Source organism: Mycolicibacter senuensis, assembly GCF_003284925.1.
Classification (GTDB): Bacteria; Actinomycetota; Actinomycetes; order Mycobacteriales; family Mycobacteriaceae; genus Mycobacterium; species Mycobacterium algericum_A.
In genome coordinates this window covers 1-15,251 of record NZ_QMEX01000037.1, presented here as the reverse complement: position 1 = coordinate 15,251, position 15,251 = coordinate 1, and the positions used below count along the sequence as shown (strand labels likewise).

The 15,251-nt window shown below is 68.5% G+C and carries 12 protein-coding genes and 1 riboswitch; of the genes, 2 read left to right on the top strand and 10 right to left on the bottom strand.

Annotation, left to right across the window (positions count from 1 at the left end; all coding sequences use genetic code 11):
- The first annotated feature begins 45 nt into the window (after window positions 1-45).
- Window positions 46-2,268 (top strand): malate synthase G, encoded by a 2,223-nt coding sequence (locus DQP56_RS11220; protein ID WP_112685407.1) that lies wholly within the window; start codon window positions 46-48, stop codon window positions 2,266-2,268.
- Window positions 2,269-2,338: 70 nt separating this feature from the next.
- A complete protein-coding gene (locus DQP56_RS11215) occupies window positions 2,339-4,402 on the top strand; it encodes a substrate-binding domain-containing protein (protein ID WP_112685405.1) in 2,064 nt (687 codons plus the stop codon).
- A 6-nt stretch (window positions 4,403-4,408) separates the two neighbouring features.
- Here the strand turns inward: DQP56_RS11215 and DQP56_RS11210 are convergent, their stop codons facing one another.
- The 10 genes from DQP56_RS11210 to DQP56_RS11165 form a co-directional block, all read right to left on the bottom strand.
- On the bottom strand, window positions 4,409-6,622 hold the full coding sequence (locus DQP56_RS11210) for a hypothetical protein (protein ID WP_112685403.1): 2,214 nt from the start codon (window positions 6,620-6,622) through the stop codon (window positions 4,409-4,411).
- Window positions 6,623-6,819: 197 nt separating this feature from the next.
- Complete coding sequence (gcvP, locus tag DQP56_RS11205; protein ID WP_112685401.1) at window positions 6,820-9,666, bottom strand: aminomethyl-transferring glycine dehydrogenase; 2,847 nt, start codon at window positions 9,664-9,666, stop codon at window positions 6,820-6,822.
- Between the two features lie 148 nt (window positions 9,667-9,814).
- A riboswitch (glycine riboswitch) is annotated at window positions 9,815-9,912 on the bottom strand.
- 61 nt (window positions 9,913-9,973) lie between these two features.
- A complete protein-coding gene (locus DQP56_RS11200) occupies window positions 9,974-10,612 on the bottom strand; it encodes a MerR family transcriptional regulator (protein WP_112685399.1) in 639 nt (212 codons plus the stop codon).
- Between the two features lie 230 nt (window positions 10,613-10,842).
- Window positions 10,843-11,337, bottom strand: a complete 495-nt coding sequence (locus DQP56_RS11195) for a bifunctional nuclease family protein (protein ID WP_013828856.1) — start codon at window positions 11,335-11,337, stop codon at window positions 10,843-10,845.
- A 120-nt stretch (window positions 11,338-11,457) separates the two neighbouring features.
- The gene (gene ftsR / locus DQP56_RS11190; RefSeq protein WP_112685397.1) at window positions 11,458-12,192 is read right to left on the bottom strand and encodes a transcriptional regulator FtsR; all 735 of its coding nucleotides are present in this window, start codon (window positions 12,190-12,192) and stop codon (window positions 11,458-11,460) included.
- Window positions 12,193-12,678 (bottom strand): glycogen accumulation regulator GarA, encoded by a 486-nt coding sequence (gene garA, locus DQP56_RS11185; RefSeq protein WP_112685439.1) that lies wholly within the window; start codon window positions 12,676-12,678, stop codon window positions 12,193-12,195.
- A 187-nt stretch (window positions 12,679-12,865) separates the two neighbouring features.
- A complete protein-coding gene (gcvH, locus tag DQP56_RS11180; protein ID WP_013828853.1) occupies window positions 12,866-13,267 on the bottom strand; it encodes a glycine cleavage system protein GcvH in 402 nt (133 codons plus the stop codon).
- Window positions 13,268-13,295: 28 nt separating this feature from the next.
- Window positions 13,296-14,081 carry a DUF881 domain-containing protein gene (locus DQP56_RS11175; RefSeq protein WP_205868854.1) on the bottom strand — a complete coding sequence of 262 codons (786 nt, stop codon included), beginning with the start codon at window positions 14,079-14,081 and terminating at the stop codon, window positions 13,296-13,298.
- Window positions 14,082-14,087: 6 nt separating this feature from the next.
- The gene (locus DQP56_RS11170; protein ID WP_064855409.1) at window positions 14,088-14,420 is read right to left on the bottom strand and encodes a small basic family protein; all 333 of its coding nucleotides are present in this window, start codon (window positions 14,418-14,420) and stop codon (window positions 14,088-14,090) included.
- Window positions 14,421-14,503: 83 nt separating this feature from the next.
- Window positions 14,504-15,251, bottom strand: a 748-nt coding sequence (locus tag DQP56_RS11165) for a DUF881 domain-containing protein (RefSeq protein ID WP_205868853.1), incomplete at its 5' end; no start/stop codon positions are given.

The window sequence follows — 15,251 nt, the reverse complement described above, 5'->3', positions numbered from 1 at the left end:
GCTTTCGGCCGGTAAGGTGAGGGATTGGCTATGAGGGAGGAAACCATGACGGATCGGGTGCCGGTTGGCGGTCTGCGGGTGGCGCGTGCGCTCTACGACTTCATCACCGATGAGGCGCTGCCGGGGACCGGTCTGGACCCGGACAGCTTCTGGGCGGGCGTGGACAAGGTCGTCACCGATCTGACGCCGAAGAACCAGGAGCTGCTGGCGCGTCGTGACGAGCTGCAGGCACAGATCGACAAGTGGCACCGGCACCGGGTCATCGAGCCGTTGGACACCGAGGCCTACCGGGCCTTCCTCATCGACATCGGCTACCTGCTGCCCGAGCCGGAGGACTTCACCGTCACCACCGCCGACGTCGACGACGAGATCGCCGTGCAGGCCGGCCCGCAGCTGGTGGTGCCGGTGCTCAACGCCCGGTTCGCGCTCAACGCCGCCAACGCCCGCTGGGGCTCGTTGTATGACGCGCTGTACGGCACCGACGTGATCAGCGAGGACGACGGCGCAACGAAGACGCCCGCGGGAGCGGACAGCGGCTACAACCCGGTGCGCGGCGACAAGGTGATCGGCTATGCCCGCAAGTTCCTCGACGAGTCCGTGCCGCTGGCCAACGGCGCGTGGTCCGAGGTCAAGAGCTTCGCGGTGAACGACGGCCGGCTGGTGATCAAGCTGGCCGACGGTCTGGAGACCACCGTGGCCGCGCCGGCGGAGTTCGTCGGTTACCTCGGGGACGCCGAGGCGCCGTCATCGGTGCTGTTGGTCCACCACGGCCTGCACATCGAGATCCTGATCGACCCGGACTCGCCGATCGGGGCGACCGATGCCGCCGGCATCAAGGACGTGGTGCTCGAGTCGGCGGTCACCACGATCATGGACTTCGAGGACTCGGTTGCCGCGGTCGACGCCGAGGACAAGGTGCTCGGCTACCGCAACTGGCTGGGGCTCAATCGCGGGGATCTGGCCGAAGAGGTCAGCAAGGACGGGAAGACGTTCACCCGGACACTGTCCGGCGACCGCGAGTTCACCGCGCCCGACGGCGGAACCCTTACCCTGCCCGGCCGCAGCCTGATGTTCGTCCGCAACGTCGGTCACCTGATGACCAACGACGCCATCGTCTTCGGCGCCGAGGGCGCCGAGGGCACCGACGGCCGTGAGGTGTTCGAGGGCATCCAGGACGCGCTGTTCACCGGGCTGATCGCGATGCACGGGTTGACTGCCTCCGACGACAACGGCCCGCTGCTCAACAGCCGCACCGGGTCGATCTACATCGTCAAACCGAAGATGCACGGGCCCGACGAGGTGGCGTTCACCGCCGAATTGTTCAGTCGGGTCGAAGACGTCCTCGGCCTGCCGCAGGCGACCCTCAAGATCGGCATCATGGACGAGGAACGCCGCACCACGGTCAACCTGCGGGCCTGCATCAAGGCGGCCGTCGACCGGGTGGTGTTCATCAACACCGGCTTCCTGGACCGCACCGGCGACGAGATCCACACCTCGATGGAGGCCGGGCCGATGGTGCGCAAGGCCGCCATGAAGTCGCAGCCGTGGATCCTGGCCTACGAGGACAACAACGTCGACGCAGGCCTGGCCACCGGATTGACCGGCCACGCCCAGATCGGCAAGGGGATGTGGGCGATGACCGACCTGATGGCCGACATGGTCGAGCAGAAGATCGCGCACCCACGCGCCGGCGCCAGTACCGCGTGGGTGCCGTCGCCGACCGCGGCCACCCTGCACGCGATGCACTACCACCAGGTGGACGTGTTCGAGGTGCAGCGGGAGTTGGCCGGAAAACGCCGCGCCACAATCGATCAGTTGCTGACCATCCCGCTCTCCGAGGGGCTGGCCTGGGCCCCCGACGAGATCCGCGAGGAGGTCGACAACAACTGTCAGTCGATTCTCGGCTACGTCGTTCGGTGGATCTCGCAGGGCGTCGGCTGCTCAAAGGTTCCCGACATCCACGATGTGGCGCTGATGGAAGACCGTGCGACACTGCGGATCTCATCGCAGCTGCTGGCGAACTGGCTGCGGCACGGGGTGATCACCGCTGACGACGTGCAGTCCAGCCTGGAGCGGATGGCCCCCGCCGTGGACCGGCAGAACGCGGGCGATCCGACTTACCTGCCGATGGCTCCGGATTTCGACGACAGCATCGCGTTCGCGGCCGCCCGTGAACTGATCCTGTCCGGAACGACTCAGCCCAACGGCTACACCGAGCCGATCCTGCACCGGCGCCGGCGCGAGTTCAAAGCCCGCGCCGGCCGCTGAGCGGCTACGCGGATTCGAGTGGGATTGACCGTGGCCGGAGAGCTGACCAGGCGGAGAGGACGCAGCCACCGTGGGTAGGCACAGTTTCCCCGGCCCCGACGATTTCGATGACGAGCCGCTCGACCCTGACTGGGACGCCGGAGCGCCCGATCCGTTCGGCTTCGGCGATCCGGACGACGACGACTACGTCGACGACTATCAGGACGCCTTCTACGACGAGCCGATCGGCAGCGATGCGGGCTATCACGCGGACCCGGCCCAGTACATGCGGCGTGGCAGCGGCAGCGAGGAAGAAACCCGGTACCGTACCGGGCCTTTCGGTTCGCCCGGGGCCTTGCCGAGCGGGTCCTACTCGGGCCGGGAGGCCGATCGCGACCAACCGCGCCGCGGTCGCCGCGAGCTGGACCGGTGGCGACGGCATCGCAACGATGCGGGCCGCCGCGGTGTCAGTGTCGGTGTGATCGCCGCACTGGTTGCCGTGATCGTCGTGGTGGGCACCGTGATCCTGTGGCGCTTCTTCGGCAACTCGCTGTCGCATCGCTCGGCCGTCGCCGCCGGCACCTGCGCCCACGGCGATCTGACGGTCGCCGTCGTGGCGGACCCCTCGATCGCCGACCACGTGCAGGGTTTCGCCGACCGATTCAACAAGACCGCCAAACCGGTGGGTGACCGCTGCGTGTCGGTGCAGGTCAAGCCGGTGGATTCCGACGCCGTGGTCAGTGGTTTCATCGGCGACTGGCCGGCACAGCTCGGCCAGCGCCCGGCGCTGTGGATTCCCGGCAGTTCGATCTCGGCGGCCCGCCTGCAGGCCTCGGCCGGCCAGGAAACCGTCAGTGACAGCCGTTCGCTGGTCACCTCTCCGGTCCTGCTGGCGGTCCGGCCCCAGCTCGAATCCGCCCTGCAGCACCAGAGTTGGGCGAGTCTGCCGGACCTGCAGACCGACCCCGACGGCCTGGGCCGACTCGGCCTCGCCGGTTGGGGGCAACTCCGGCTGGCGCTGCCGATCGGCGGCAACGGCGATGCCGCTTTCCTGGCCGGTGAGGCAGTGGCATCCGGCACCGCCCCGAAAGGCGCCCCTGCCACCGACGGGACGCCGGCGGTGCACCGGCTGGCCGGCGCACAACCCCACCTCGCCGACAACTCACTCGCCGAGGCGCTGAACGTACTGCTGCGCCAAGGCGATCCAGCGGCTGCACCGGTGCACGCGGTGGTGACCACCGAGCAGCAACTGTTCACCCGCGGGCAATCGCTGTCGGACCCGGCGAGCACCCTCGGTTCCTGGTTGCCGCCGGGGCCGGTGCCGGTCGCCGATTACCCCACCGTGCTGCTTGCCGGCTCGTGGCTCTCGCAGGAACAGGTCAGTGCCGCCAGCGAATTCGCGCGGTTCGCCCGCAAGCCGGATCAGCTCGCGGAGCTGGCCAAGGCCGGATTCCGGGTGGAGGGCGTCGCCCCGCCGAGCAGTGAGGTCACCGACTTTCCGGCGGTATCGGACACCCTGTCGGTAGGCGACGACGCGATGCGGGCCACGCTTGCCAATGCGCTCACCACGCTGCCGGGCGCTTCGGCGGTGACGATTATGCTCGACGAGTCCATGACGACCGACGAGGGCGGCAAAACCCGGCTGGCACATGTGATCGCGGCCCTGGATCAACGGATCAGGGCGCTGCAGCCGAGCGCCGTCGTGGGGTTGTGGACCTTCGACGGTGTGGAGGGCCACAGCGTGGTCACGTCCGGCCCACTGGATGAGCCGGTGAACGGCGGAACGCGGGCGGAGACGCTGACCCGGGAACTCGATGCGCTCAGTTCGACATCGGGCGGTGCGGTGTCATTCACCACGCTGCGCCTGGTCTACAACCAGGCGTTGGCCAATTACCACCCCGGACAGCGCAACTCGGTACTGGTCATCACCGCGGGACCGCACACCGACCGGACCCTGGACGGCCCCGGACTGCAGGACTTCATCCGGGCCAACACCGACCCTGAGCGCCCGGTCGCCGTCAACGTCATCGACTTCGGTGACGCCGACCGGGCGGTCTGGCAGGCGGTGGCCCAGCTGTCCGGTGGCACGTACCAGAACCTGCGCGGGGCGAACACCCCGGAACTGGCCGGCACGCTGAACACCCTGCTGGGCTGAGCGCCGCTAAGCACCCAGCATGTCGAGGATCTGCTGCGGGATGACGTCCACCAGCAGGGTGACCATCCCCCCGAACGAGCCGACGTTGATGTCGGCCAGATCCAGGTTGCCCAGGCCCAGGCTGTCGAGCAGGTCGGTCAGGTTCAGGTCCAGCGGGGGAATCAGGTCACCCAGGTTCAGCGGCAGGTCGTCGAGACCCAGGCCGCTGATCAGGCCACCCAGGTCCAGGCCGTTGAGCAGGCCGGTGATGTCGATGCCACCCAGGCCCAATCCACTCAGCAGTTCGCTCAGCGACAGGTCGCCGGTCGAGGCCGGGAAGCCCAGCGCCTCCAGCACCCCGCCGACGGTCAGGTCCTGACCGGGCACGATCCCCAGATCGCCGAGCAGGCCGCCGAGGGTCAGGTCGTTCGACGACAGACCCAGGTCACCGAGCAGGCCGCCGATCGTCAGGCCGCTACCGTCCAACCCCAGATCGCCGAGCAGGCCGCCGATCGTCAGGCCCCCGGGTGTCGAACCCAGAACGTCGAGCAGATCACCGACGGTCAGGCCGTTGCCGTCCAACCCCAGGTCGCCGAGCAGGTCACCGATCGTCGTGCCGGCACCGGAGAGTCCCAGCGCGCCCAGCAGGTCATCGAGTGTCAGGCCGGCGGTGTTCAGCCCCAGGCCAGCGAGCAGATCGTCGAGGCCCAGGCTGGTGGGCGTGATGCCCAGTGCACTGAGCAGGCCGTCGAGCAGGCCGCCGATGCTCGGGGCGGTCGAAGGTATGAGTAAGCCGATGGTGGCGACGAGTGTGTTGACCGCCCCGGTCACCAGGGGGGTCAACGGAATGCCGAACGCGGTCAGCACGCCCTCCAGAGCCGACGTCAGCAAACTGACCACGCTCCCGCCGGGCAATGCATCGCCGGCACCCAGGCCGATCAGGCTGAGCAGCAGATCCGGGCTGACCGTGCTGGTCGGGTCCAGCCCCAGCGAACCGAGCAGCGCGTTCAACATCGTCGTCGACACTGACGTGCTCGGGTCGAGCCCCAGCGCGCCGAGCAGACTGTTGATCACGGCCGGCGTCAGCGCGCTGTCCGAATCCAGGCCCAGCGAGTCCAGCAGATCGGTCAGCACCGCCGGCGAGATCACACCGTCCGGGTCCAGCCCCAGCGAACTCAACAGGCCGTTCACCACGTCCGTCGACACCCCGCCGGCCGGGTCGAGCCCCAACGTACCGAGCAGGCTGTTCAGCATGGTCGTCGACAGCGCGTTCGCCGGGTCCAGCCCCACCAGGGCCAGCAGGCTGGCCGGCGACAGCAGCGTCGTCGGGTCGATCCCGAATGCGCTCAGCACGCTGCTGAGCGGCAGATCGTTCAGGTCGACTCCGGTGTCCAGGCCCAGTCCACTCAAGACGCCGGTCAGGCCGAGGCTGCCCAACCCGAGGTTGCCGAGCCCCAGGAAGCCCAGCAGCCCGCCCAGGTCGGTGATCCCGCTGCCGAGGTTGAGCAGGTCGCCCAGCCCGTCGTCGCTGATGCCCAGTTCAGACAGCAGGCTGCCCAGGGTCAGGTTGCCCAGCCCGAGCTGATCGATCAGGTTCTGCAGGTCCAGGTTGGTCAGGTCCAGGTTGCCCAGCCCCAGGGCGTTGAGCAACTGGACCAGGTTGAGGTTCACCTCCAGGTTCTGCACCGGGGCGAGCACGCCGTTGAGTACCGGGATGTTGATGATGCCCCCGAGCAGGCTGACGTTCTGGGCGCCGTTGAGATAGGCGTCGGCGATGGTGGCCGGTGCGGTGAACAGGGTGGAGAAGTCGCCGTTGGCCATGTCGGCCGCGGCATTGCTGATCGCTTGGGAGGTCAGTGCCTGCGCGCCCATACTGGCGATCGCCAGTTCGAGTCCGGGCGGCAGCTGCACCGAGACCGACGCCGGCAGCTCGGAGATATCGGTGGTGATGGTCGGCGTGATGCTGGTGAACGCGGAGATCACGCCGAACGGGTCGGTGAACAGCTTGCCGAAGACGGCGATGATGGCCGACCAGTCGGCGTTCTCGCTGATGTTGTTCAGGTTGGCCGTGGTGTGGGTGAAGAGGTCGGACCAGGCATCGGTCAGCGCTACGGCGTGGAACTGCGCGCCGGCTGCCGGCAAGGCCGGTGCAACGGGGCTGACCGGCGCAATCGCGATGATGCCGGCACCGGCCACGGCGATGCCGGCGGTGAGGTAGGGACGAAGCGCGAGCTGCTGCATGATCTCCTCCTTTTGTGATTCGCATCACCATCCAGGTAAGATCAGCGTAATCCTCATTTCGGGTTTAAATGAGAACTTCCTACTTTTTTATCATCCACGCATGTAGCAGCGCGGCGATTTCGATACACTACCGGGCCCAGTTTCAGCCCTAAAGTTCACAAACGCGGCGCAAGGTCCGCAACCAGGTTGGTCCTGGCTCAGGCGAAGGCTTCCACCGGGGGGCAGGAGCAGACCAGGTTGCGGTCGCCGAAGGCGCCGTCGATCCGGCGCACCGGTGGCCACACCTTCGGCCGGAAGTCACGTCCCAGCGGGTAGGCGGCCTGCTCCCGGGTGTAGGGGTGCTCCCACTTGTCGACCATTAGGCATTCGGCGGTGTGCGGGGCGCCGCGCAACGGATTGTCCTCCGCGGTCCACTCGCCGGCGCCGACCCGGTCGATCTCGCCGCGGATGGCGATCATCGCCTCGCAGAACGCGTCCACCTCGGCCAGGCTCTCGCTCTCGGTGGGCTCCACCATCAGCGTGCCGGCCACCGGGAAGCTCATCGTCGGAGCATGGAATCCGTAGTCGGCCAATCGTTTTGCGACATCATCGACAGTCACGCCGGTCGCTTTGGTGATCGCGCGCAGGTCCAGGATGCATTCGTGGGCGACCATGCCGTTCTCCCCGGTGTAGAGCACCGGGAAGTACTCATCGAGGCGGCGGGCGATGTAATTCGCCGACGCGATCGCCGTCAGCGACGCCGATCGCAGGCCCTGCGCACCCATCATCCGGATGTAGGCCCAGGTGATCGGCAGGATCGAGGCCGAACCGTAGGGAGCCGCCGAGACCGGCGCACCGCCGGGCAGTTCATCGGCCAGCGGGTGCCCGGGCAGGAAGGCGGCCAGGTGCGAACGCACCGCCACCGGCCCGACGCCGGGGCCGCCGCCGCCGTGCGGAATGCAGAACGTCTTGTGCAGGTTCAGGTGGCTGACGTCACCGCCGAAGCGCCCGGGGCGGGCCAGTCCGACCAGCGCGTTGAGATTGGCGCCGTCGACGTAGACCTGGCCGCCCGCGTCGTGCACGGCGGCGCAGATCTCGGCGATGTCGTGCTCGTAGACCCCGTGGGTGGAGGGGTAGGTGATCATCAGCGCCGACAGCGTCGTGGCATGCTTCTCGATCTTTGCGCGCAGATCGTCGAGGTCGACGTCGCCGTTCTCCCGGCAGGCGACCACCACCACCCGCATCCCGGCCAGCGCTGCCGACGCGGCGTTGGTGCCGTGCGCGCTGGACGGGATCAGGCAGACGTCACGCTGGGACTCGCCACGGCTGGCGTGGTAGGCGTGGATGGCCAGCAGGCCCGCGTACTCGCCCTGCGAGCCGGCGTTGGGTTGCAGCGAAACCGCGTCGTACCCGGTGATCCCGGCCAGCCACTCCTCCAACTGGGCGATGAGCCGGCGCAGCCCGGCAGCATCGGCGGGCGGCGCGAAGGGGTGCTGGTGGGCGAACTCCGGCCAGGTGATCGACTCCATCTCCGCGGCGGCGTTGAGCTTCATGGTGCACGAACCCAGCGGAATCATGCTGCGGTCCAAGGCGATGTCCTTGTCCGACAGCTCGCGCAGGTATCGCATCATGGCGGTTTCGGTCCGGTAGCGCCGAAAAGCCGGGTGCGTCAGGAATTCCGAAGTACGGGTGATGACGTGCGCGCACACCGGCTCGCGCCCCGACAACTCCGGATCGGCGACGTCGAAAGCCGCCAGCACTGTGGCCACATGGGCGTCGGTGGTGGTCTCGTCGCAGGCGACCGCGACGTGGTCGGCGTCGACGCGCCACAGGTTGATGCCGTCGGCCTTGGCCGCCGCGATGACCTCGTCGGCGCGGCCGGGAACGCGGGCCAGCACGGTGTCGAAGTAGCGGTCGTGCACCAGCGCGTCACCGAGCGCAGCGGCGATCTTCTGGGCCTGGCCATGCACCCGCCGTGCGATGGCGGTCAGGCCCTCGGCGCCGTGGTAGCAGGCATACATCGCGGCCATCACCGCCAACAGCACCTGGGCGGTGCAGATGTTCGATGTCGCCTTGTCGCGTCGGATGTGCTGTTCGCGGGTTTGTAGCGCGAGTCGGTAGGCCGGCGAGCCGTCGGCGTCCACCGAGACCCCGACCAGCCGTCCCGGCAGTTGCCGGGCCTGCTTGCTGTGAACCGCCAGGTAACCGGCGTGGGGCCCGCCGAAGCCCATCGGCACCCCGAAGCGCTGGGCGCTGCCGAACGCCACGTCGGCGCCGATCTCGCCGGGCGGCGTGACCAGGGTCAGTGCCAACAGGTCTGCCCCGACCGCCACCATCGCACCGCGTTCGTGGGCGGCCTCGATCACCTCCGACCAGTCGGTGACCCGGCCGGATGCCCCCGGCAGCTGGGTGATCACGCCGAAGAAGTCGCCCTCGGGCAACCCGTTGCGCAGGTCGGCGGTGACGATCTCGATGCCCAGCGGTTCGGCACGGGTTGCCAGCACCGCCGCGGTCTGGGTGAACAGGTCGGTGTCGACCACCAGCCGGTTGGCCTTCCCCCGCACGGCGCGCTGCATCAGCGTCATCGCCTCGGCTGCCGCGGTGCCCTCGTCGAGCATCGACGAATTGGCGATCTCGCAGCCGGTCAGGTCGGCGATCATGGTCTGGAAGTTCAGCAGCGCCTCCAGCCGGCCCTGGCTGATCTCGGGCTGGTACGGCGTGTAGGCGGTGTACCAGGCGGGGTTCTGCATGATGTTGCGCAGCAGCACCGGCGGGGTGACCGTGTCGTAGTAGCCCTGCCCGATCATCGACACCGCCACGGTGCTGGCGTCGGCCAGTTCGCGCAGTTCGGCCAGCGCCTGCATCTCGCCGGCGGCCGGCGGCAAGGCTTCCAGGCCGGGTGCGACACCGTCGGGGCCGAGCGGGTCGAGGATGCCGGCGGGCACCGCCTTGGCCGCCAGTTCGTCCAGCGAGCCGACCCCGATGGTGTCCAGCATCGTGGCGATGGCGGCGTCGTCCGGGCCGATGTGCCGGTCGACAAAACGGAATTCGGTGTGCTCGGCCACGTAGACCCCCTCGGCGATAGACGACTGGTGTCCCTCCCCCTCTGTCGTCTGCCCGTCCCGGGCGCCTGAGAGATTCGGCGCCGGCACGGGCGCCTTTCCCCATGGGCGGGTGGACCCGAACCGGGCAGCACCGCTTTCCAGAGGCATCGATGCGTGCGCGGTCCTGGTGCCTGAGAGGTTGACGGGGAGGTATTGCTCCTTCGGCGCCCGAGACTGGCTGCCCCGAGACTCTCCCGCGCTACGCTGATGCGCGGCCCAGTCTACCGAGCGTCCCTCGGCCGATGCGAATGCGCCGGGCCGGCCGGCGCTAACCGGTCTTGCGGTCGCGGAACTTGCGGCGGCTGGCCAGTTCATCCTCCGGCGCGGCGATCGACTCGCCGCCGTCGGCGCGTTCGCCGGGGAAATCGGCGATGACGCCGGTCAGCTCCCGCATCGCGCCCGATACCGCGATCCCGAACACGCCCTGGCCGCCCTGCAGCAGGTCGACGACCTCCTCGGCCGACGTGCACTCATAGACGGTGGTGCCGTCGGAGAACAGCGTGATGTTGGCCAGATCCCGTACCCCGCGCTCCCGCAGATGGTCGACGGCGACCCGGATGTTGTGCAGCGAGATGCCGGTGTCGAGCAACCGCTTGACGATCTTGAGCACCAGGATGTCTTTGAACGAGTACAGCCGCTGACTGCCGGAGCCGGCCGCGCCCCGAATAGACGGCACCACCAGTGAGGTGCGGGCCCAATAGTCCAACTGGCGATAGGTGATGCCGGCGATCTGGCAGGCGCTGGGCCCGCGGTAGCCGACCAGTTCGTCGGGCACGGAGTCATCGGGGAACAGCCCGGGCTGCACCGGTTCGCCGACGCCGGAAGCGGTCGCTGCGACTTCGCCATCCGAACCCGATTCGGAGGGACTCGCGAAGTTCAGCTGTTCCTGCCCCGGTTGCTCGCCCACGATGCTTCCTCTCGCCGATCGCGCTCGTTGCCACTGGCTGGCCGGTGGCCGCGTTTGCTCTTGCCCGAGTTGGTCGTGAGCATACGCTGTCCGGCGAGCCACCGTGCGGTTCCCGCCGTGGCTCAAGTATGGCGGCCGTGATTTCCGCATCCTGCTTTGGCGATGGGCGTGTCGTCGGACCGCTCGCAGATGAGACGGATCTGTGACGGGGCTGAGCCCGCCGCGCCGGGTCAGGTTGCTTTGAAATCGTCGGGCGACACGCTATCGAGGAACTCCTTGAACTTCTCCACCTCGTCTTCGCGCACCGCGCCGGAGGGCTCATCGTCGGTCTCGTCGGGGATCAGCAGGCCCGCTTCGGCCAGCACCGCCTCCTCGACGTAGATCGGCACCCCCACCCGCAGCGCGATCGCCACCGAGTCCGACGGACGCGCCGAGACCGTGATGTCACGGTCGAAAATCAGGTCGGCGTAGAACGTGCCCTCCTGCAGGTCGACGATCCGGACCTCCTTGAGCGAATGCCCCAGTGCGGCGATCAGGTCGCGGATCAAGTCGTGAGTCAACGGCCGGGCCGGTTCCACACCCTGCTGCTCCAGCGCGATGGCGGCGGCTTCGGCCTGCCCGATCCAGATCGGGAGGTATCGGTCGCCGTCGGCCTCGCGCAGCAACAACACCGGCTGGTTCTGCGGTTGCTCGACGCGAATGCCGACCACGCGTACTTCACCCATCTCCAGTCAGCCCTCCGCAATTGCTTAACCCAAGTCGCTGTGTCCCAGTCCGACTCGCTGCGAAACCCCCGGTCCGGCAACCGCATGTCGCACAACAAGCCGCCGACGCGAGTCTAGTCCTCAGCCGTGCAGAACGTCGTGTACCGCCGACTTGAGCAGCGCGGTGTGCAGCGCGATTGCCAGCGCGGCCACCTCGCGCGCCAAGTCGTCGGCGCGGTCGCGCGCGCCGGCCTTGCCACCCTTGACCAGCGGCCCGGCGATCTGTGCGATCAGATCGGACTGCCGGTCGGCGGCTGAGCGGAACGCCCGCAGGTGCCGTGGCTCGACGCCGTAGTCGCCCAGTCCGCGGGCGCACTGCGCGATGACGACCGCGTGTTCGTCGAAGAATCCGCCCGGCCCGGCCGTGATCACCCCCGTTCTGACCAGTGCCGTCAGCAGGATGTCATCGACCCCGGAGCGCTCCAGCAGGTCCTCCCGGCTCAGCCTGACCCGCCGGGGCGGTACGGGCAGCGCCGTGCCGCTGTGCGCGGCGTCGGCGGCCGACACCAACCGCGGCACCGTATACGGCGACTCGGCCAGCGGCAGCGCCCCGTCCGGCTCGGCGTCCAGCCTGGCCTTGATCACTTTCAGCGGCAGGTACTGGTCGCGTTGCGCGGTCAGCACGAACCGCAGACGCGCGCAGTCGTAGGCGCTGAACCGGCGGTAGCCCGACGCCGAGCGCTGCGGCGTCACCAGCCCCTCGGCCTCCAGGAACCGAATCTTGGAGATCGTGACATCGGGAAACTCCGGCCGAAGCAGATCCAGAACCGCTCCGATCGACATCCCGGCCGGTTCGGGGCTGTCAGGCGCGCTCACTTAGCTCCCCGGCCCGCCCTCGGTCTCAGCCGTCTTCGGGCCGGTCAGGAATACCAGCCGGAACTTGCCCACCTGTACCTCGTCGCCGTTGACCAGCACCGCCGAATCGACCGGCTCCCGGTTGACGTAGGTGCCGTTGAGGCTGCCGACGTCGACGACCTGAAACTCGTTGCCTTCCAGGCGGAACTCGGCGTGACGGCGGCTGACCGTGACGTCGTCGAGGAAGATGTCACTGTCGGGGTGCCGGCCGGCGGCGGTGACCGGTTGGTCGAGCAGGAAACGCGACCCGGCGTTGGGGCCGCGCTTGACGACCAGCAGCGCCGAACCCGCGGGCAGCCCCTCGACACCCGAGGTCAGGCTCTCACCGCCCGCCTGTGCGGGAGCGTCGAGTTCGCTCAGGAAGTCGGCGCGGAAGACCGATGTGGTTTCCACCGTGACCTCGTCGCCTGCCTGGTCCTGCCCATTTCCTGGGTCCTTCTCCGTCACCCGCTGCTCCTCACTGGCCACTGTCGTGTTACCTGGTCGCACCCGCCGGATATCCATGGCACCGGACCCACGATTGTTGAGTCGACCGTACCGCGCAGCGGTCGATAATGTGCCCCGCACCGCGGGATCGTGTCGCGGAATACCCGCCGCGATATCCGGCGCGTCCCGGCAGGCAGGCTAGCAATACTCATTCCGCCAGCGTCGCGCGGTACGCGTCGGGCGTGAGCAGCCCCGCGAGGGTCTCGTCCAAGCCGTCCGCGGCCTGAAGATCGACCAACCAGCCGGCGCCGTACGGATCGGAATTCACCAGCTGCGGGCTGGCGTCGAGGTCCGCGTTGACGGCAACCACTTTCGCCGAGATCGGCCCGAACAGGTCCGAGACGGACTTGGTCGACTCCACCTCGCCGAAGCTCTCCCCCGCGGTCACATCGGCGCCCACCTCGGGCAGTTGCACGAAGACCACGTCGCCCAGCGCCGCCTGCGCAAAGTCGGTGATGCCCACCCGGACGGTGTCGGTTCCGGTGCGCTGCACCCACTCGTGCTCGGCGGTGTAATACAGGTCGGACGGAACATTGCTTTCCGAGCTCACGGTGATCGTGCTCCTTGCGCTGTCGGGTTCACTTGACTGGCTGAGCGTATTGGCGCGGTTTCGGTTGCCGCAACACGGTCACCTCGACGTGGTCGGCCTGCTGCACCGCCATGGCGCCACCGAGCCGTTTAACGCTGTCGACCGCACCACCGGGAATGTTCATCGCGGCCGCCAAGGTAGGCGGATCGCCGATCGCCAGTACGGAATACGGTGGCACCAAGGCGATCCCGTCGAATTCCAGCTCTCCCGGCGTTCCGGCTACCCAGGAGTCCACCCCGATGCGCACCGCTTTGGCGGCGTCACGGACCTCCATCGCCTCGGCGCCGGCGGCTCGCAGTTCGTTGATGACATCCAGCATGGTCTCCGGCGCCACGCCGCGCGCCGGGTCGTCGACGGTGACCACCACCCCGGGCCCGACGGCGCCGACCGTCCCGACCATGATCGCCAGGGCGGAGAGCCGCGCCTGGGCGGTCTCGATGGCGGCGCGATCGCTGCTGCCGGACTCCTGCAGGGCGTTGAGCGTCTGCTGCAGCTCGGCGATCTCGGTGTTGAGCGCGGCTTCGCGCTGTCGCAGCGAGTCCAGCAGCACCAACAGGTCGGCGGGCCGGGCCGTCTCCAGGGCGTCGGTGGAGTCGTTCTGGCGGACCTGGGTGACGATCGCGATCCCCAGCAGCAGGCACAGCAACATCGCCAGTACGCCGAACAGCGGGCTGGAACGGCCCCCGCGAATACCTCCGAAGCCGCGCCGCGACGGCGCGCCGTCAGCGGTGTCGGGTAGTTCGTGCCGACCGTGCGGCACCGGATCCGTCCCCATGACGCGTCAGGCCCCGAACAGCCGTCGTCGCAGCGCCGCGGCGTTGCCGAAGATGCGGATGCCCAGCACCACGATGATCGCGGTGGACAGCTGGGTGCCGACCCCCAACTGGTCGCCGAGGTAGACGATCAGCGCCGCGACCAGGACGTTGAACACGAACGACACGACGAACACCTTCGCATCGAAGATCCGCTCCAGATAGGCGCGCAGCCCACCGAACACGGCGTCCAATGCCGCCACCACGGCGATCGGCAAATAGGGCTGAACCACCTCTGGAACGCTGGGATGAAATACCAGGCCCAGCACGATGCCGGCGACCAGCGCGGCGATACCGATCATCTAGAACCCACTCCAGCCTCCCGAACCGGATTTCCGCCCGGGTACGACGCCGACGGCCGCGTACCCGGCAAGGCAAGCTTGCGTCACGGCTGCCTGATCTGTTTGGCGAACCGGACATCTCGCACCGAACCGGCCGGCAGGGTCAGGTCTGAGCCGGTCCGGCTGTCGACGCGCACCACCACCCCGTAGGACACCTCCAGCAGGCGCAGCCGGTAGAGCCCGGGGGTCCGCTCGAAGGCGTCGCGCAACTCGCGCGGTGACCCGATGGCGCGCACCGAGTACGGGCTGCTGATCGGCTTGTTGTCAACCAGGATCGCGCCGCCGGCCTGCCGGATCGTCACATTGGGCCCGATCCGGACATCACCGATCGCGATCGCCTCGGCGCCACTGGCCCACAGCGAGTTGACGACGAGCTGCAGGTCGCGGTCCAAGATGATCTGTTGGCTGCCCGACACCCGCTGCTTGGAGGCATCGGAGAGGTTGCGTCCGGCAGCGCCCGGGTCGGTCACGGTGACGGTCAGCCCGGGGCCGGTCACCCGGCTGCTGGCGGCCGCCAGGCTCAGCGCGTCGAGGCCGGCCAGCACCCGCTGCCCCTCGGCGTCATCGGCCAGCCGGTGGCGGCGCAACTCATCGACGCGATTCGTCCAGGTGTCGCGTTTGTCGACAAGCCGCACCGTCACCGATTCGGCCGAACGAACGTTGCTGGCCAGCACCTGCTGGGCGTCACGCACCCCGGGCGCCAACGAGCGGGCCTGCGAGAACGCGACGGCGAACACCGTCGCCATCAACAGCGCCGCCACCGCCTCCCATGCCCAACGCGCGGCCGGCCGC

Coding starts and splice junctions, on each gene's coding strand:
- DQP56_RS11220 (WP_112685407.1), top strand. CDS start 46: ATGACGGATCGGGTGCCGGTTGGCGGTCTGCGGGTGGCGCGTGCGCTC.
- DQP56_RS11210 (WP_112685403.1), bottom strand. CDS start 6,622: ATGCAGCAGCTCGCGCTTCGTCCCTACCTCACCGCCGGCATCGCCGTG.
- DQP56_RS11195 (WP_013828856.1), bottom strand. CDS start 11,337: ATGGGTGAAGTACGCGTGGTCGGCATTCGCGTCGAGCAACCGCAGAAC.
- DQP56_RS11175 (WP_205868854.1), bottom strand. CDS start 14,081: ATGGGGACGGATCCGGTGCCGCACGGTCGGCACGAACTACCCGACACC.
- DQP56_RS11170 (WP_064855409.1), bottom strand. CDS start 14,420: ATGATCGGTATCGCCGCGCTGGTCGCCGGCATCGTGCTGGGCCTGGTA.